At 74.4% G+C, this 17,449-nt stretch carries 14 protein-coding genes, 2 tRNA genes and 1 pseudogene; 2 read left to right on the forward strand and 15 right to left on the reverse strand.

Going from position 1 to position 17,449, the window contains the following annotated elements:
- Positions 1–98 precede the first annotated feature (98 nt).
- From ACFVNO_RS26105 to ACFVNO_RS26155, 11 genes and pseudogenes are all read right to left on the reverse strand, one after another.
- Entirely contained in the window at positions 99–1,868 is a 1,770-nt protein-coding gene (locus tag ACFVNO_RS26105) for a hypothetical protein (RefSeq protein WP_378896403.1), read from the reverse strand.
- Positions 1,869–2,005: 137 nt separating this feature from the next.
- Complete coding sequence (locus ACFVNO_RS26110) at positions 2,006–2,179, reverse strand: hypothetical protein (RefSeq protein ID WP_378896406.1); 174 nt, start codon at positions 2,177–2,179, stop codon at positions 2,006–2,008.
- A 247-nt stretch (positions 2,180–2,426) separates the two neighbouring features.
- Positions 2,427–4,127, reverse strand: coding sequence for a hypothetical protein (locus ACFVNO_RS26115; RefSeq protein ID WP_378896409.1), 1,701 nt, complete (start codon positions 4,125–4,127; stop codon positions 2,427–2,429).
- A gap of 9 nt (positions 4,128–4,136) precedes the next feature.
- Positions 4,137–5,837, reverse strand: a complete 1,701-nt coding sequence (locus ACFVNO_RS26120) for an ankyrin repeat domain-containing protein (RefSeq protein WP_378896412.1) — start codon at positions 5,835–5,837, stop codon at positions 4,137–4,139.
- A 9-nt stretch (positions 5,838–5,846) separates the two neighbouring features.
- Positions 5,847–7,550: an ankyrin repeat domain-containing protein gene (locus ACFVNO_RS26125; RefSeq protein WP_378896415.1), complete on the reverse strand. Its 1,704-nt coding sequence runs from the start codon at positions 7,548–7,550 to the stop codon at positions 5,847–5,849.
- Complete coding sequence (locus ACFVNO_RS26130) at positions 7,547–9,289, reverse strand: ankyrin repeat domain-containing protein (RefSeq protein ID WP_378896418.1); 1,743 nt, start codon at positions 9,287–9,289, stop codon at positions 7,547–7,549. The genes ACFVNO_RS26125 and ACFVNO_RS26130 overlap by 4 nt, the downstream gene beginning before the upstream one ends.
- A complete protein-coding gene (locus ACFVNO_RS26135) occupies positions 9,286–10,422 on the reverse strand; it encodes a gala protein (RefSeq protein WP_355257203.1) in 1,137 nt (378 codons plus the stop codon). Before ACFVNO_RS26135 ends, ACFVNO_RS26130 begins: the two co-directional genes overlap by 4 nt.
- 77 nt (positions 10,423–10,499) lie before the next feature.
- A pseudogene (locus ACFVNO_RS26140) lies at positions 10,500–10,571 on the reverse strand.
- A gap of 100 nt (positions 10,572–10,671) precedes the next feature.
- A tRNA-Met gene (locus ACFVNO_RS26145) sits at positions 10,672–10,744 on the reverse strand.
- Between the two features lie 179 nt (positions 10,745–10,923).
- A tRNA-Cys gene (locus ACFVNO_RS26150) sits at positions 10,924–10,996 on the reverse strand.
- 87 nt (positions 10,997–11,083) lie between these two features.
- Positions 11,084–12,307 carry an ROK family protein gene (locus ACFVNO_RS26155; protein ID WP_378896457.1) on the reverse strand — a complete coding sequence of 408 codons (1,224 nt, stop codon included), beginning with the start codon at positions 12,305–12,307 and terminating at the stop codon, positions 11,084–11,086.
- A gap of 104 nt (positions 12,308–12,411) precedes the next feature.
- Between ACFVNO_RS26155 and ACFVNO_RS26160 the strand changes: the two genes are divergently transcribed.
- The gene (locus tag ACFVNO_RS26160; protein WP_378896421.1) at positions 12,412–13,011 is read left to right on the forward strand and encodes a GNAT family N-acetyltransferase; all 600 of its coding nucleotides are present in this window, start codon (positions 12,412–12,414) and stop codon (positions 13,009–13,011) included.
- A 9-nt stretch (positions 13,012–13,020) separates the two neighbouring features.
- Positions 13,021–13,491, forward strand: a complete 471-nt coding sequence (locus tag ACFVNO_RS26165; protein WP_220564519.1) for an NUDIX domain-containing protein — start codon at positions 13,021–13,023, stop codon at positions 13,489–13,491.
- Positions 13,492–13,652: 161 nt separating this feature from the next.
- Here the strand turns inward: ACFVNO_RS26165 and ACFVNO_RS26170 are convergent, their stop codons facing one another.
- The 4 genes from ACFVNO_RS26170 to ACFVNO_RS26185 form a co-directional block, all read right to left on the reverse strand.
- Positions 13,653–14,585, reverse strand: coding sequence for a M48 family metallopeptidase (locus ACFVNO_RS26170; protein ID WP_255646990.1), 933 nt, complete (start codon positions 14,583–14,585; stop codon positions 13,653–13,655).
- A 182-nt stretch (positions 14,586–14,767) separates the two neighbouring features.
- Entirely contained in the window at positions 14,768–15,448 is a 681-nt protein-coding gene (locus ACFVNO_RS26175; protein WP_378896460.1) for a DivIVA domain-containing protein, read from the reverse strand.
- A 28-nt stretch (positions 15,449–15,476) separates the two neighbouring features.
- Positions 15,477–16,079, reverse strand: coding sequence for a DivIVA domain-containing protein (locus ACFVNO_RS26180; RefSeq protein WP_355257192.1), 603 nt, complete (start codon positions 16,077–16,079; stop codon positions 15,477–15,479).
- Positions 16,080–16,160: 81 nt separating this feature from the next.
- A complete protein-coding gene (locus ACFVNO_RS26185; protein ID WP_378896426.1) occupies positions 16,161–17,054 on the reverse strand; it encodes an N-acetylmuramoyl-L-alanine amidase in 894 nt (297 codons plus the stop codon).
- Positions 17,055–17,449 lie beyond the last annotated feature (395 nt).

The raw sequence follows: 17,449 nt of genomic DNA on the forward strand, positions 1-17,449 counted from the left end.
CCGTGTTCGGAGCACCGGGCGTCCCGTGCCGCCCACCGCTGTGACCTCCCCGGATGCCGCGGTGCCGGGGAGGCCCGCGCAGCCCGGCGTGACCGGTATCACGGACCGCCGGTGGCCGGCGTGTCCCGCAGGGCGTCCAGCTCCTCGAACCAGTAGTCGAAGTAGTTCCCGCAGAACATCGGGCCCGGGGCCGGCGGGAAGCCGCCGAGGTCCCGGGTCCGGGCCCCGGCGCGGACCAGCGAGCGGGCCGGCCCGGTCTGCGTGCTCTCCACCGCCGCGTAGTACAGCGGCGTGCGCCCCAGGTCGTCCTCGGTGTCCACGTCGAGTCCCGCCGCGAGCAGGCGCGGCAGCAGCACCTCGTGGTCGAGGAAGCGCAGGTGGTGCAGCAGCGTCCTCCCCGAAGCGTCGCGGATCCCCGGCGCCCCGCCCCCGTCCAGGTACCGGACCACGGCGCCGGTGTCCCCGTGCCGTACCCGCTCGAACAGGTCGTCCCGGCGCCGCCGCAGCTCCCGGGGCAGCCGCCTCCTCCCGGACGTCCACGCCTCCGCGACGGCGAAGCACCCGCTGCTGCTCCCGCCGAGCCCCCGCAGGGACTCCTCCCGCCGCCACTCCTCGTCGGTGTGCGGGACGTCCAGCCCGCCGTCGGCCGGCGCGACGGCGTGCCACTCGCCCTGGCAGCGGACGCGGACCGGGGTGCGGTCGGCGAAGGCGGGTTCCGGCGGTGCGCCGGGTACGCGGGCCGGGGCGATCGCCTCGCGGACCAGGGGGTGCAGCTCCTCGGGGGACATGCCGTCGCGGAGCACGTCGACGTCCGGCGGCCGCGTCCAGAACGCGTCGGGCAGCACCGGGAGCCCTGCCGAGAAGCCGTCGGCGAACTCCGTGAACGCGACCCGCACGGTGTCCCCGTCCAGCGAGGCCACCAGCGTCGTGTGCGTGTCGACGGGGAGCTGGAAGCCCGTCCCCAGGCCGGTCGCGGCCAGGTGGCGGACCTCCCGGGCCAGCCGGGCGGGCGACAGGGGCAGCCGGGCGGCGACCGCCACCGGATCCATCGTGGGCGGGCCCTCCCCTCCGGGGGCCGCGACCACCTTTTCGGCGAACCCGATCCCCGCGGCGGCGAAGGCCTCGAGCACCCGTCCGGCCTGGTGCAGCCCGTCGATCCACTCGGCCCGCGCGACCGGATCACCCGGTCCGGGGTCGCCGGAGGGCAGGTCCTTCCGCGGGGTGCCGTCGGGGTCCAGGAACGGAACGCGGTGCGCGTCCCCGCCCCAGCGCTCGCGCGCCCGACCCGTGTGCCGGGAGTCCCACAGGTGCCGCGCGGTCTCCCAGACCTGCGGCAGCCCCCGCCAGTGGCCGGTGGGCGAGGACCGGGCGGTGCGGGGGATGAACGGCCGCCCCTGCGGCGAGTACGCGAGGTCGGGGCCCGTCCGCCGTTCCTGGACGGCGAGCGTGGGCCGCTGGTCCCCGATGATGCGCGCGTCCCGGAGCCCGAGCGTCAGCCAGGGCCCCTCGGGGCCGCCGGGGCGGGAGAGCAGGGCGTCGTGCCCGGGGATGACCAGCCCGACCCCCTTCCAGGACCGGGGGAGGTGCAGCCGCGCCAGGTCGGGGACGAGGTGGCGCAGGTCGTCCAGCAGCCGTTCGGTGAACTCGGAGCCGTGGGCCCGCCGCAGCGCGCCCGGGTCCAGGTCCACGTGCACTCCGGCGGCCGCGCAGGCGCCGCGCCAGTCTCCGGCCAGCCGGCGTTCCTCCGCCCGTCCGATCGCCTCGCGCGGGACTCCGTACAGGCGGCCCTTGCGCAGCCCGGCCGCGCGCCACGGCTCGTGCGACGCCGACGGGCGCCGGTGTCGGGAAGAACGGGAAGGGGTCTTCATGGCGGCCTCCAATGGCGGGGGGTTCGCTCCCCCCGGGAGACGCTCCCGGCGCCCGTCCGGTTCTCCGGCCACCCGCCCCGGGCTCACACCCAGAGGTCGGCGTCGTGCATGGGCAACGCCGGTACCCGTCTTCGTACTCACGGGTCCGCCGCCGTGCCGCCCTCCTCACGTAGGGCCGCCAGGGCGCCCTGCCGTTCCGCCTCTATACGTGCGGTATCGGCGGCAGCGATCGTGTCCGCCTCAGGGGAGAGGAGCCACGGGTCGAGCCGTTCGACCTCCGTCAGGATCTCCAGCCAATGGCGAGCCTTCACCCGCTACCGTCCTTTCCGTGCTCAAGGGCACCCTGTTCGTGACAGGGGCCCTGTCGCGATACCTGTCGCTCCACCGGTCGGGCATGCCGCCCGCGACCAGGATCACCGCCGGCCGCGCAGCATAAGGGCGCTCGTACGCCCGGCCCAGGCGAACGGGGAAACCGGTCCGTGAGAGGTCTCCGCGGCCGCTTCCAGGAGACGCCTCCGGCGGGAGGCGCCCATGGCGTCCGTCCTGTTCAGCCGGAGGTCAGGCCCAGTCCGGCCACTGCACCGGGCCGTGCGTCGCTCCGCCTTCCATGTCCAGCAGGGTCTTCTTCAGGTCGGGGTCGGCGTTCCACCTGCCGATGCGGTCCAGCGGGACCTCTCCGCTGAGGTCCTCGGCGCGGAAGTCCGCGCCGGCGGCGAGCAGGCGGGGGATCAGCACCGCGTGGTCCAGCAGGGCAAGGTGGTGCTGCAGGGTCTGCCCGCCCGCGTTGCGGACGTTCGGGTCACCGCCCCCGTCCAGGTACCGCAGGACCGCGTCGGTGTCGCCGTGCCCGACCCGCTCGAACAGGTCGTCCCGGCGTTCCCGCAGCGCCCGGGGCAGCCACCCGCCCCCGGTCGCCCAGGTCTCCCGGACAGCGTGACAACCGCTCGCGCGCCCGCCGAATGCCCGCAGGGAGGCCTCCCGGGTCTGCTCCGCTCCGTCGTGCGGGATCTCCAGGCCGGTCCGGGTGGGGGTGACCTCGTGCCATTCGCCCTGGCAGCGGACGCGGACGGGGGTGCGGTCGGCGAAGGCGGGTTCCGGCGGCGTGCCGGGGACGTGGTCCGGGGCGATCGCCTCGCGGACCAGGGGGTGGAGCTCGTCGGGGGACATGCCGTCGCGGAGCACGTCGACGTCCGGCGGCCGCGCCCAGCACACCTCCGGAAGCACCGGTGTTTCCTCTGCGGCCTCCATGTCGAACTCGGCGAACCCGGCTCGCACGGTGTCCCCGGCAAGAACGAACAGCAGCCGGTGCTCCCCGCTGTAGGGGATGAAGAACTCGGTTCCCAGGCCCGCCAGGGAGAGTTGACGGAGTTCGCCGGGGACACGGGCGAGGGACAGCGGCAGCCGTGCGGCCGCCGCCACCGGGTCGATGGACCCGGCGCGCGTCTTCGACCACCGGCTTTCCGGCGCCGGCGCCGTCTCGGCGGCGAACTCGATCCCCGCGGCGGCGAACGCCTCGGTCACCTGCCCGGCCTGGTGCAGATCGTCGATCCACTCGGAGCGGGCGGCGGGGTCGGCGGGTTCCGATCCGGGCATCTCCTCCAAGGGGCGCGGAGTGCCGTCGGGGTTCAGGAACGGGGCCCGGCGGGAGTTCCCGCCCCAGCGCTCGCGGGCCTCGTGGACGCGCCTGATGTCCCACAGGTGCCGGGAGGTCTCCCAGACGTGGGGTATGTGCCCCCAATGGCCGACGGAGGGCGAGACATTGAAGCGCAGGTACGGCAACAGTTTCCCCTGCGGGGTGTAGGAGAGCCAGTGCTCGGGCACCGGCCCCTCCGCTCGCAGCCCGAGGACGGGTCTGCGGCTCCTGCGTTCGTCCCAGGGCTCGACCTTGAGCGTCAGCCAGGGGCCGTCGGGGCCGCCGGGGCGGGAGAGCAGTGCGGGCTGCTCCGGCAGGAGGAGTCCCAGTCCTTTCCAGGAGCGGGGCATGTGCAGTCTTGCCAGGTCGGGGACGAGGTGGTGGAGGTCGTCGAGCAGTTGTTCGGTGAACTCCGTGCCGTGGTCGTTGCGGACCGTGTCCAGGTCGAATTCGACGTCGATCCCGGCGGCCTCGCAGGCGCCGCGCCAGTCTCCGGCCAACCGCCGCTCGGTGGCGCGGTCGATCGCCTGGCGTGAGATCCCGTAGCGTCGGCCCTTGCGCAGCCCGGCCGCGCGCCACGGCTCGTGCGAGGCCGACGGGCGCCGGTGTTCGGACGAGGTCTTCACGGCCACCTCCTAGAAGGGCGGGGAGTCACTGAACTCGGAGCCGTCCACACCAACCGGCCGTCCCGGGAACGGCAGCTCGGCCACCGCTCCTGCGGCCAGGAGTGCGCGCCCCACTGCGGTGTTCTCGCCGTTGTCACCGCGCAACCGCCCGCTGACGAAGCGGAGAGCCGCACGGCCATCGAGGTCCTCGGCGTTCACATCCGCGCCCGCCTCCAACAGGCGGGGCAGCAGTACTCTGTGGTCCAACAGGGAGAGGTAGTGCAGCAGGGTCTGCCCGCCCGCACTACGGATGTGGGGGTCACCTTCCTCATCGAGGTAACGGAGTACGGCGTCGGTGTCTCCGTGCCTCACGTGCTCGAACAGGTTGTCGCGGCGTCGCCGCAGTTCTCGTGGCAGCCGTCCGGCTCCGGTCGCCCAGGTCTCCCGGACGGCGAAGCACCCGCTGCTGCGCCCACCGAGCACTTTCAAGGACGCTTCGCGGTTCGTCTCCTCGTCGTCGTGCGGGATCCGCAGTCCGACGGGTGACGGGATGACCTCGTGCCATTCGCCCCGGCAACGGATCCGGACCGGAGCGCGGTCGACGAAGACGGGGGCGGGGAGTTCGCCGGGCGCATGCCCAGGAGCGACTGCGGCTCGTACCAGGGGATGGAGTTCATCGGGGCTCATCCCGTCCCGGAGCACGTCGATGTCGGGCGGACGTGTCCAGCACACTTCGGGCATGGCGGTGATCCCCGACGTGTCGACGTCGAGATCGACGAAGCCCGCCCGCACGACGCCTCCGTCCATCGAGAACACCACCAGGAAGTCCTTGTCATAGGGGATCTGGAAGCGGTGGCCGAGCCCGGCTGCGGTGAGCTGTCGGAGTTCACCGGGGATGCGGGCGGGGGAGAAGGGCAGGCGCGCCGCGGCCTCCATCGGTACCGGGCCGGCGTCGAACCGGATCCCTGCGGCGGCGAATGCCTCTACCACCTGTCCGGTCTGGTGCAGGCCGTCGATCCACTCGGCGCGGGCGACCGGGGCGTCGGCCCCGGGATCTTCGCCTGGCAACTCATCCAGGGCGCGCGGGGTTCCGTTGGGGTTCAGGAAGGGGATGCGGTGGGCGTCACCTCCCCAGCGCTCGCGTGCCTCATGGACGTGCCTGATGTCCCACAGGTGCCGGGATGTCTCCCATACGTGAGGAACACCTTCCCAGTGCGCGGTCGTGGACGACAGGTTGTAGCGGTGGAGCGAAGGATATTCATACCTGCCGGCTTCCAGATAGTGCCCGGGGTGGGTCTCGGCCTGCTCAACCGTCAGGACGGGTCTGCGGCTCCTGCGTTCGTACCAGGGCTCGACCTTGAGTGTCAGCCAGGGGCCGTCGGGGCCGCCGGGGCGGGAGAGCAGTGCGGGCTGCTCTGGTAGAAGGAGTCCCAGTCCTTTCCAGGAGCGGGGCATGTGCAGTCTTGCCAGGTCGGGGACGAGGTGGTGGAGGTCGTCGAGCAGTTGTTCGGTGAACTCCGTGCCGTGGTCGTTGCGGACCGCGTCCAGGTCGAGTTCGACGTCGATCCCGGCGGCCGCGCAGGCGCCGCGCCAGTCTCCGGCCAACCGCCGCTCGGTGGCGCGGTCGATCGCCTGGCGTGAGATCCCGTAGCGTCGGCCCTTGCGCAGCCCCGCCGCGCGCCACGGCTCGTGCGAGGCCGACGGGCGCCGGTATTCGGACGAGGTCTTCACGGCCGACTCCTAGAAGGGCGGATCATCACTGGATCCCGCCGAAGCACGGAGGAGCCATGCCTGGAACTCCTCCGGGTCCTTCGCCACCGCACCGGCGGCCACGAGTGTCCTCCTCGCGACGGTGTCCTCTCGAAGACCACCGGCGACCTGATCGAATACATCGAGAGGCGTACGGCCGTCGCGATCCTCGGCGTTCACATCCGCCCCTGCCTCCAGCAAGCGCGGCAGCAGTACCTCATGGTTCAGAAAGGCGAGATGGTGCAGTAGCGCCCGGCCCTTCCCATCACGGATGTCGGGGTCGCCTCCCCTGTCGAGGTAGTGAAGCACCGCGCGGGTATCCCTCTGCCTCACCCACCCGAACAGGTCGTCGCGCCGTTTCCGCAGGGCCTGGGGCAAACGTCCTTCGCCGGTGGACCAGGCTTCCCGGACGGCGAAGCAGCCGGTGCTGTTGCCGCCGAGTGCCCGTAGGGACGCTTCGCGGTTCGTCTCCTCGTCGTCGTGCGGGATCCGCAGTCCGACGGGTGACGGGATGACCTCGTGCCATTCGTCCCGGCAGCGAACCCGCACCGGGGAACGGTCGGCGAAGGCGGGTTCAGGCGGTGCGCCGGGGACGTGGTCCGGAGCGATCGCCTCGCGGACCAGCGGATGAAGTTCGTCGGGTGACATCCCGTCGCGCAGCACGTCGATGTCCGGCGGTCGGGCCCAGCACACCTCGGACATGGCCGGTATCCCCGACGCCGTGTCGAGGTCGAATTCGGCGAACTCCACTCGCACGGTGCCCTTGTCCAGGGCGATGAGGACCGTGGTGTGCTTGTCGTAGGGGATCTGGAAGCGGTCGCCGAGCCCGGCCGTGGCGAGCCGTCGGAATTCGCCGGGGATGCGGGCGGGGGAGAAGGGCAGTCGTGCGGCGGCCTCCACTGATACCGGACCGGGGTCGAATCCGATCCCCGCGGCGGTGAACGCCTCGACCACCTGCCCGGCCTGGTGCAGGCCGTCGATCCACTCGGTCCGGGCCGCGGGGTCGCCGGGCCCGGGGTCCCCCGTCGGGAGCTCCCCGGCGGCGCGGGGCGTCCCGTCGGCGTTCAGGAACGGCGCGCGGTCGGGTCCCCCGCCCCAGCGCTCGCGCATCTCGTGGACGTGCCGGGAGTCCCACAGGTGCCGGGAGGTCTCCCAGACATGGGGGAGCCCCGCCCAGTGCGCGGTGAAGGACGAGATTTTCCAACGGTCCAGGGCCGGTTGTTCCCGCATCGGATGATGAGGGTTGTAGTCGGGTATGACACTCATTCGTCCCACCTTGAGGACGGGCCCGCGGAGCCAGGGGTGGTAGTGGGGCCCTACCCCGAGTGTCAGCCAGGGGCCGTCGGGGCCGCCGGGGCGGGAGAGCAGTGCGGGCTGCTCTGGTAGAAGGAGTCCCAGTCCTTTCCAGGAGCGGGGCATGTGCAGTCTTGCCAGGTCGGGGACGAGGTGGTGGAGGTCGTCGAGCAGTTGTTCGGTGAACTCCGTGCCGTACTCGTTGCGGACCGCGTCCAGGTCGAGTTCGACGTCGATCCCGGCGGCCGCGCAGGCGCCGCGCCAGTCTCCGGCCAACCGCCGCTCGGTGGCGCGGTCGATCGCCTGGCGTGAGATCCCGTAGCGTCGGCCCTTGCGCAGCCCCGCCGCGCGCCACGGCTCGTGCGAGGCCGACGGGCGCCGGCGCCCGTCGGCCCCGCTCACCCCTCCTCCAGCAGGCTCTCCCAGTCCTGCCCGGCGATGCCCCTCTCCTCGGAGTCCTCGCCGGAGCGCTGGTCGATCACGTCCACCAGGTCGTCGCCGTTCCCGATGTCCTCGGTCCGCGCACCCGCCTCCACCAGGGCGCGCGCGAGTTCGGCGGTCCCGCTGCCGGCCACCGCGTAGAACAGCGGCGTGCGCTCCTCCGGGTCGGCGGCGTCCACGTCCGCGCCCGCCTTCAGCAGGCGCGGTAGTACCGCCTCGTGGTCGACCATGGAGAGGTGGTGCAGCAGGGTCCTCCCGTTGCGGTCGCGCAGGTTCGGGTCGCCGCCCGCGTCCAGGTACCGCAGGACCGCGCCGGTGTCGCCGTGCCGGGCCCGCTCGAACAGCTCGTCGCGGGGCTCCCGCAGCCTGCGGGGCAGCCGCCCCCGCCCGGTGCTCCACGCGTCGCGCGCGGCGAAGCAGCCGCCGCTCGCGCCGCCCAGCGCCCGCAGCGCCGTCTCGCGCTCCAGCTCCTCCGCGGTGTGCGGGATGTCCAGGCCGTCGCCGACGGGGGTCACCGTGTGCCACTCCCCGTCGCGGCAGCGCACCCGGACGGGGCCGAACCCTCCGGGATCGAACCCCGCGGGGCCGGGCCGCCGGTCGGCGGGCGGCCGTGCCGGGGCGAGGGCCTCGCGGACCAGCGGGTGCAGCTCCTCGGGGGGCATGCCGTCGCGGAGCACGTCGACGTCCGGCGGGCGGGTCCAGCACACCTCCGGAAGCACCGGGGGCTCGTCGTCCTCCCAGAGCATGTACTCCTCGATCCCCAGCCGCGGGGCGTCCCCCTCCAGGTCCAGGATCACCGACTCGTGGATGGTGAACGGGATCCGGAACCGCGTGCCGAACCCGGCGTCGGCCAGCCTGCGCGCCTCGCCGAGCAGCCGCGCCGGGGAGAACGGCAGCTGTGCCGCCGTCTCCACGGGGTCGGCCGGGTCGCCCCAGTCCAGTTCCGCCGGGGCGGTGTCGAGGACGATCCCCGCGGCGGCGAAGGCCGCGACCGCCTCTCCCGCCTGGTGCAGGCCGTCGATCCACTCGGTCCGGGCCGCGGGGTCGCCGGGCCCGGGGTCCCCCGTCGGGAGCTCCCCGGCGGCGCGGGGCGTCCCGTCGGCGTTCAGGAACGGCGCGCGGTCGGGTCCCCCGCCCCAGCGCACGCGCATCTCGTGGACGTGCCGGGAGTCCCACAGGTGCCGGGAGGTCTCCCACACGTGGGCGGCGCCCGACCAGTGCGCCGCGTAGGGGACCCGGTTGGAGCGCGGCAGGAACTCCCGCAGGAACACCTCCTCCACCGCCAGCACCAACCGCTGGTCCCCGTGGATCTTCCAGCCCCGCGGCCGCAGCGTCAGCCACGGCCCCTCGTCCCCGCCCGGGCGCGACAGCAGGACGGCCTGCTTGGGGACCAGCGTGCCCGACCCGTTCCAGAACCGGGGCATGTGCAGCCGCGCCAGGTCCGGGACCAGGTGGTGCAGGTCGTCCAGCAGCCGGTCGGCGAACTCGGAGCCGTGCTGGTCGCGCAGGTCGTCGATCTCGACGTCGAGGAGGGTCTCCACCCCCGCGGCCTCGCAGGCGCCCTCCCAGTCCCCGGCCAGGCGCCGCTCGGTGGCGCGGTCGATCGCTTCGCGCGAGATCCCGTAGCGCCGGCCCTTGCGCAGTCCCGCCGCCCGCATCGGCCGGTGGGACGCCGAGCGGGAGAGGTCCGAAGGCGTCACCGGTACAGGCTCGCGATCGCGCGCATGTCCTCGTGCACCCGGCGGGCCGGGCGCAGGTGCCCGGCGATCGTCCGCTTGGTGCGGCGCGGCAGGCCCGGCCCGAGCCCCGCGTACTCCATGCGGCCGCTGCGGGCCACCGCCTCCGACAGCGCACGCGCGGCCGGGTAGCCGAACCCGGTGTGGCGCACCTCCAGGCGGCGCAGCGGGCTGGCGGGGATCGCCTCGGCCAGCGCCGTCACACCCGCGTCGCCCAGCTCGTTGGACGGCGCGCCCAGCGCCCGCTGCGAGGGCGGGCGGCCCAGGTCGAGTGCTTCGATGCCGCCCAGCGCCTCGGCCAGGGCGATCGCGCCGTCGGCGCCGATGCCGTTGCCGCCCAGGCCCAGGGTGACCGGCCGGTCCAGCCCGGCGACGGCGGCGGCGATGGTCCGCGCGCCCGCGTCGCCCAGGTGGTTGGCGGGCGCGTACAGTTCCCGCACCCCGGCCTCGCGCAGGAACGCGGCCAGCAGGTCCGCGGTGTCCGGGCCCAGCCCGTTGCCGCCAAGGAACAGCCGCTCCAGCGGGGCCTCCCGCCCGGCCAGCGCGTCCAGGAGGGCGCGCAGCCCGTCGGCGGTGACCCCGGTGTTCACCAGGTCCAGGGAGCGCAGGCGGCCGTTGGCGGCCAGGGCCCCGGCGACCGCCCGGGCCCCTTCGTCGCCCACGGGGTTGCGCTTGAGCCACAGGGCCCGCACGGTGTCGTCCCCGGCGAGCCGGTCGGCCAGGGCGGCGGCGCCGTCCGCGCCGATCCGGTTGCAGCCCAGGTAGAGGGTCTGGAGCCCGTGCCCGTCGGCGAGGGAGCCGGCCAGCACACGGGCGCCCTCGGAGCCGATGGCGTTGGTGCCCAGCAGCAGGTGGGCGGCGTGCGGGGAGGCCGCGGCCGCGGGGATCACCCGCCGTGCCCCGGCCAGGCCCAGGCCCTGCTTGCACAGGTCCACCCGGCCGTCGGGGCGCAGGGTCCCCAGCGGGAAGGTCTCGTCGGCCGTCACGGGGGCCGGGTCGGCCAGCCGGGCCAGCAGCGGCTCCAGGCCGGCGGGGTCCGCCAGAGGCAGGTCGGGGTGCTCGATGGCGGGGCAGCGTACGGGCGTCTTGTCGGTCATCACCATTCCACCGCTCGATCGTGATCGGGCCGGTGGACGGAGCCGACCGGGGCCCCTGCGTGCAAAAGAAGAAGCGGCAGGACCGGTCGGATTCGAACCGACGTCCTCCAACTCGCTGTCCGGCGCGACGACCTCTGCGCTACGGCCCTGCCGAGCAGGCAGTCTAACCACAAATACCGACGTTTCCGGCGCTCTCCCCCTGGTTTTCGGCGTTGCCGCAGGTGGGGGCGGAGAAAAGGATCGGGGTGACGGGGGCGGCCGGATTCGAACCGGCGTCCTCCCCCATGATGTGTAGGCGCGACGACCTCTGCGCTACACCCCCGCCACGCGACGAGCGTAGCGGTTCCGCGGGCGGCGGCCCGGGCCGTGGGCGGCGCGGAATGGAACCGACCGGATTCGAACCGGCGTCCTCCCCCATTGAAGAGTGGGCGCGACGACCTCTGCGCTACGGTCCCACCGCTGCGGGGAAAGATAGCGCACCGGCGCCGCGGGGGGAAAGGGCGGGGCCGGCCGGATTCGAACCGGCGTCCTTTCGGTGTGCAGCCGAACGCGACGACCTCTGCGCTACGGCCCCGCCGCGGGGCACACGCTAGCGCACGGGCCGGGGGACCCGCGGTGTCCGCCCGAGGCTCGGAAGGCGCAGGCCCCTGGCCGGGACCGGTCAGCCGACCGCCGCCGGCGCGGGGAGCGGGAGCGCGCCCGAGTCCAGGGCGTGAATGACCCCCGCCGCCCCGCCCCGGGCCGCGGCGCTCAGCCCCAGCGCCGACGGCTCCACCCGGCAGCCGCCCGCGTCCGGGGCGAACACCCCGGCCGCCAGGGCGCTCCGGCAGGGCGGCAGCAGCCAGGGGCCCATCGGCACGAAGTACCCGCCCAGCAGCACCAGCCCCGGGTCCACCAGGTTGACCAGCGCCGCCAGCCCCCGGCCCAGCATGCCTCCCGCCCGCTCCAGCGCCGCCACCGCCACCGCGTCGCCCGCCGCCGCCCGGCCCACCGCCGTGTCCACCAGGACCGCCACGTCCGCGCCGGACAGCGGCCCGCCCGGGGCCAGGCCGGGGAGCGCGTCGCGCAGGATCGCGCCGATGCCCGCCACCGCCTCCAGGCAGCCGCGCCGCCCGCACGAGCACTCCGGCCCGCCCGGATCCAGCGCCAGGTGCCCCAGCTCCCCGGCGAACCCGCCCGCGCCGCGCAGCAGGGCGCCGTCGGTGAGCACCCCCGCGCCGATCCCGACCTCGCCGGTGACGTAGACCAGGTCCGGGGTCCCGGCGAAGGAGCCCACCCGGTACTCGGCCACGGCCCCCAGGTTGGCGTCGTTGTCCACGCGCACCGGAAAGCCCAGCGCGTCCGCGCGCGCTCCCAGCGGGAAGTCCGCCCAGCCCAGGTTGGGGGCCCGGCGCACCGTCCCGGACGGGGCGTCCACCAGGCCCGGCACCGCGATCCCGGCGCCCACCACGGTCCGTCCGCGCACCGCCGGGTCGTCGGCGGCCTCGCGCAGCGCCGCCACGATCCGGCGGGCGCTCTCGTCGGGCCCCGCCTCCCGCGCGTCGAAGGGCGTGTGCCGGGCGGTCAGCTCCCGCTGCACCAGGTCCACCGCCACCACCGACAGGTAGTCGACGTTGACCTCCAGGCCCAGCGCCGCCACCGACGTGTCGTCCAGGTCCAGCAGCACCCCGGGGCGGCCCACGCCGCTCTGCGCGGTCCGGCCGGTCTCCCGGACCAGGCCGCGCGCCATCAGGTCGGCGACCAGGCTGGACACCGTCGTCTTGTTGAGGCCGGTGGCCGCCGCCACCGCCGCCCGCGAACACGGCGCGGACTCGCGGATGGTGCGCAGCACCACCCCCAGGTTGGCCTCGCGGACCGTGCGCAGGCCCACCGTTCCCGAACCCATCGCCACGGGGACCTCCCTCGTCAACCCACCGCCGTGTCCGGATCGTACCGGGCGGGCCGAAAACGGGTTGCCGGACGGCCCCGGCCGGTGGTGGGATGCGGGCCATGGTCCCCGCAGACGTCTTCCGCGACCAGCCGGTCCTCACCGGCGACCTGGTCGAACTCCGCCCGCTCGACGCCGAGACCGGCGCCCCGCTCGTCGGGGCCCTCGTCGACATGGACCCGGAGGTGCGCCGCCTCACCGGCACCCACCGGCGGTTCACGCGGGAGGAGGTCCAGGAGTGGAACCGGACCCGCCCGGACCACCACGACCGCGCCGACTGGGTGATCGTCGAACGCGCCGGGGGCACGACCGTCGGCGACTGCGCGCTCACCGAACTGGACCCCGACAACGCCTCCGCGGGCTACCGGATCGCGCTGGCCTCCACCGCCCACGCCGGGAAGGGGTACGGGACCGCCGCCACGGACCTGGTCCTGGAGTACGCGTTCACGGTGGCGGGCCTGCACCGGGTGGCGCTGGAGGTGTTCGACTTCAACCCGCGTGCGCGGCGCTCCTACGAGAAGTCGGGGTTCGTCCGCGAGGGCGTGTGGCGCCAGGCCCTGCACTGGGACGGGGAGTGGCACGACGCCGTCCTGATGTCGGTGCTCGCCCACGAGTACGCGGCCCTACGCGCCGCGGGGGACACCGGGGCCGGGGACGGCTAGCCTCGGGGTATGCCCGTTCCCGAGTTCCTGCGCGAGCTGCGCGATCAGATCGGCCCGGCCCTGGTTCCCCTGGTGGGGGTCACCGCCGTGGTCCTGGACGAGGACGACCGTGTGCTGCTGCACCGGCGCGCCGACGACGGCCGCTGGGCGACCCCCGGCGGCATCCTCGAACCGGGGGAGCAGCCCGCCGTCGCCGTGGTGCGGGAGGTCGAGGAGGAGACCGGCCTGGTAGTGGAGGTCGAGCGGCTGGTCAGCGTGCTCGGCCAGGACCCCTACGTCTACCCCAACGGCGACCGGGTCCAGTTCCTGGACCTGGCGTTCCGCTGCCGCCCGGTCGGCGGCGCCCTCGACGCCGGCGGCGACGAGACCCTGGAGGTGGGCTGGTTCGCCCCCGGCGGGCTGCCCGCCATGTCGGAGCGCATCCTCGACCGCATCGCCTACGCCCGGGAGGCCCGCCCCGAGCCCTTCTACGTCCGCTGATCCCTGCCCGGGGCGGTCGCGGCGGGCCTGTGGCGCGGGTGCCCGGACGGACCCACCGGGCCCGGGCAGGCCGTGCCCGCCGCTGCGGGCCCCGTGGCCCCGGCGTCCGGGCCGCCCCGCGCGGGAGCGGGCCGGCGGTGCTGAACCCGCCCGCGCGCGGGTCAGAGGAAGACGCGGCCGCGGCGGCCGCGGTCGCGCAGGGCCGCCATGCGGCGGACGTTGCCGGGGCGGCGCGACAGCAGGTGGTAGAGCAGCAGCGTGCACCCCCGGTCGGTGCGCGCCCGGTCGGCCATCTCGCCCATGTTGACCCGCGGGTACAGCCGCACCCCGCCCGCGTGCACCCGCACGGTGTGCGCGCCCTCCGGGAAGTGGGCGTAGGCGTGGTTGTCCGCCGTGTACTCCGAGCAGCGCGCCAGCGCCGCCCCCAGCAGCGGAACCGGTTCCGCACCCAGCACCGCGAGCCGCCGCCAGAACCCGGTGTGCCCCGCCACCACGTGCCCGAGCTGGTGGGCCACCGTGAACGCCAGCGCGTCCGGGTCGCCGACCCGCCCGTCGTCGTCGAACAGCTCGCCCGACAGCACCAGGTAGCGGCGCAGCCCGTGCGCCCCCGCGTCGGCCCGGCCGCCGTCGACCCGCACGTACGCCTCGGGGGTGCGCACCCCCATCGCCGCCGACAGCGTCGCGACCACCCGGTACGCCTCGGGGAACTGGGTGGGGGAGATCTTCACCGACTCCGCCCGGTGCCGCGCGTACCGCAGCCCCCGGACCAGCCAGCAGCCGGCCGGGACGGCCGCCAGCGCCAGGACCGGCGCCTGCCAGGTACCGGTCAGCACGGCCAGCAGGTGCGCGCCCAGGCCCAGCAGCAGCACGTTCGCGACCGCGCACACGACGAACAGCGGGGCCTCCCACGGGTGGGCGGGCGCCGGGACGATCTCCTCGCCGTCGCCCAGCTCGTAGGGCCCGCGGCCGCCCGGTCGGACGGACCGGCAGTAGGGCGCGGCCGGGTACCGGGTCTCCGGGACGTATCCGCAGCCACCCGCCCCGTGCACCGAACACCCCTTGAAGCGGCCCTGCGCGGGCGCGGGATGGAACATGGAGGCCTCCCCTCGGGCGCGGGAATGTGGACAGGGATGATCACTCCCTGTGTCCAAATATTACTTTCCGCTTCCTCTGGGATGGGCTTAGAGCCCGACGGCGTGTCAACGACGGTTAACGGACACCTTCCCCCGGTCCGCGCCGCTGTCCGGAACCCCTTCGAGGCCCCTCCGTCGGGCCCTCAGCGCTGCTCGTACCGGCGCAGCTCCTCGGCGAGCACGTCCAGGAACCGGTCCACCTGCGCCGGGTCGTACCCCGGCCGGGCCCGGGTCGTCGAGAACTGGACCCGCTCCACGTCCTTGGCGGACAGCGTCGCCCGCTCCGGCCGCCCCTGCTGGAGCACCTCCAGGGTGAACTCGGCCCGGTCCAGGAACTCGTCGACCTCCTGCTCGTTGTAGCCGGTGGTCAGCCGCGTCGTGGCGAACTGCTGGTCGCGCACGTGCTCGGGCGTCATCCGGGGCGGCGGCCCCGGCCGCCCCCGGCCGCCCGCGGGCCCGGGCCCGGGCGCCGCCGCGCCGCCCGCCTGCGGCCCCGCCGCCGGGTGCGGCGGCAGCGGAGGGGCGGCCGGTCCGGAGCGGCCCAGGCCGCGCCCGGCCAGGTCGGCGACCACGACGTCGAGGAAGTCGTCCACCTCGTCCTCGCGGTACCCCGGGCTCAGCCGGGTGGTCCGGAAGCGCGAGTTGCGCACCTCCTCCGCCGTGATGAGCGGGCCCGTGCGCGGCCCGCCCTCCAATGCGACGAGCGTGCTCTCGATGCGGTCGAGCAGCGCGTCGACGTCCTCCTCGTTGTATCCCGGGCGCAGACGCACCGTGTGGAACTTCTTCTTGCGGATGTCCGCCGGTGTCAGAGGCATGGTCCCTATTGTGCAGTTCAGGAGGTTCTCGGGGTGGTCATTCCGGCCCGCTGTGCGCCTCCGACCGCGCGATGCGCTGTGCGAGGTCGTTCAGCGCGTCGGCGACCTGGGTGCGGTCGTACCCGCGCAGGACCACGTCGAGCCGCGCGAAGGCGAGCTCGTCCGCGGTGATCGCGGCGGTCCCGGCCGGGACCGCGACGGGGGAGGGGACCCCGGTGCGGGCGGCCAGGGTGGCGAACGCCCGGTCCAGGAGCTCCGAGACCTGGACGCGGTCGTATCCGCGCAGCACGACGTCGAACTCCGGCAGCGGCGGCGGGGTCTCCACGGGCGGGTCCCAGGGGCCGGAGGGGGCCGGAGCGCTCCCGTCCCGCGACTCCAGGAGGGCGAGTTCCCGGGCGACGCCGTCCATCCAGTCGCCGACCTGGGTGCGGTCGTATCCGCGCAGGACCACGTCGAACCGGGCGGAGGCGAGCTCGGCCGAGGTGATCGGCTCCCCGCCCTCCGGGGCCCGCGCGGCCGGTGGCGCCCCGGTGCCCGCCGACAGCGCGGCGAGCGCGCGGTGCGCCAGGTCGGCGACCTGGACGCGGTCGTATCCGCGCAGCACGATGTCGAAGTCCGGGACCGTCATGGGGGATTGCATGCCCGCATTATGCCGAGGGCCCTGCGGCCCGCGCCATAGCGGACCGGCCCCGTGGCCGACAGCGGACGCGTGTCCCCGCTCTCACTCCCGCAGGAGGTAGACGGCGAGGGCGCGGGCGATCGAGTTCGCGGCCCGCTCCTGCCACTGCGGGTCCTCCAGCAGGGCGGCGTCCTCGGGGTTGCGCATGTTCCCGGCCTCCAGGAACACCTTGGGCACGGTGGACATGTTGAGCCCGCCCAGGTCGGTGCGCTCGTCCAGGCCGTCCTGGGCCAGGTAGTCGGCATAGGGGATGTCGGTGCCCTCGCGGTACTCGCGGCGCAGGTCCTCGGCCAGCTCCCGGGAGGGCTCCACGATCTCCTCGGTGTAGCCCTCGACCTCGCCCGGCACGATCACGTGGAAGCCGCGCCCGGTCTCGGGGCCGCCGTCGGCGTGGATGGACAGGGCGGCGTCGGCGTCGGCCTCGTTGCCGATCTCGGCGCGCTCGTTGATGCAGGGGCCCACGCCCTCGTCGTCCTCGCGGGTGAGGATCACGGTGGCGCCGTCGGCCTCCAGGCGCTCCTTGACGAGGAGGGAGAGCTCCCAGTTGAAGAGGTGCTCGGGGTAGCCGGACCCGGTCTCCGCGCCGACGGTGTCGCAGGCCTTCTGCTGGGGGCCGGCGGGGACCAGGCGGTTGATCTCGGAGGAGGCCTCGGCGTTGCCGCCGTTGTGCCCGGGGTCGATGACCACGACCCGGTCGTGCAGCGGGCCGTCGCCGACGGGCTCGTGTGCGCCGTCCCCCGCGCCGGCGGTGCCGGGGGAGCCCTCGTCCGAGGATCCGTCGTCGGGGCCCGGCAGCGGGATCGCGGCGGTGGGGTCGGCGTCGGGCTCGGCCCCCGAGGCCGACGCGCAGCCGGTGGCGAGGAGCGCGAGGAGCGGGATGAGGTACAGGGCGCGGGTGGCGCGGCTCCGGGGCCCTGGCGGTGCGGAGACGGGCATGTCCACAACCTACCGGGCGAACCGGGCGGAACACCCCGGTCCTCGCGCGGTACTTCTTATTAAGACGCCTGGAAGTCGGATCGGTTTACACGATACAAGGAAAAATTTTCGAGCGAATCCGTTCCTGTGCGCAGTGTAATCCGAGTTTCTCTCGTGATCTTCTTGTGATCTATTTTCGGATGTTTTCGGGCATTCGGCCGGTGTAAGGTTTCCGTGAGGAAACGGGAAGTATCCCGCATCGGCTCCGCCGGCCCCTCCGTCCGAGGCCGCTGTCGATTCTCCCTGGTGGAAGCCGTTTTTTCGAGCCTCCCCATCCCATCCGAACCCCGGCCGCAGTACCCCCGCGCCGCGTGGCCGCACCCCGCCCGCGAGTGTTGCACTGAGCCGGGCCGACC

The sequence above is a fragment of the Nocardiopsis sp. NPDC057823 genome (assembly GCF_042797335.1).
GTDB classification, from domain to species: Bacteria; Actinomycetota; Actinomycetes; order Streptosporangiales; family Streptosporangiaceae; genus Nocardiopsis; species Nocardiopsis changdeensis.

Bases quoted from the DNA above. Each gene is read 5' to 3' on its own strand.
- ACFVNO_RS26170 (WP_255646990.1), bottom strand. From the start codon at position 14,585: ATGTTCCATCCCGCGCCCGCGCAGGGCCGCTTCAAGGGGTGTTCGGTG.
- ACFVNO_RS26185 (WP_378896426.1), bottom strand. From the start codon at position 17,054: ATGCCCGTCTCCGCACCGCCAGGGCCCCGGAGCCGCGCCACCCGCGCC.
- ACFVNO_RS26180 (WP_355257192.1), bottom strand. From the start codon at position 16,079: ATGCAATCCCCCATGACGGTCCCGGACTTCGACATCGTGCTGCGCGGA.
- ACFVNO_RS26165 (WP_220564519.1), top strand. From the start codon at position 13,021: ATGCCCGTTCCCGAGTTCCTGCGCGAGCTGCGCGATCAGATCGGCCCG.
- ACFVNO_RS26105 (WP_378896403.1), bottom strand. From the start codon at position 1,868: ATGAAGACCCCTTCCCGTTCTTCCCGACACCGGCGCCCGTCGGCGTCG.
- ACFVNO_RS26155 (WP_378896457.1), bottom strand. From the start codon at position 12,307: ATGGGTTCGGGAACGGTGGGCCTGCGCACGGTCCGCGAGGCCAACCTG.
- ACFVNO_RS26160 (WP_378896421.1), top strand. From the start codon at position 12,412: ATGGTCCCCGCAGACGTCTTCCGCGACCAGCCGGTCCTCACCGGCGAC.
- ACFVNO_RS26135 (WP_355257203.1), bottom strand. From the start codon at position 10,422: ATGACCGACAAGACGCCCGTACGCTGCCCCGCCATCGAGCACCCCGAC.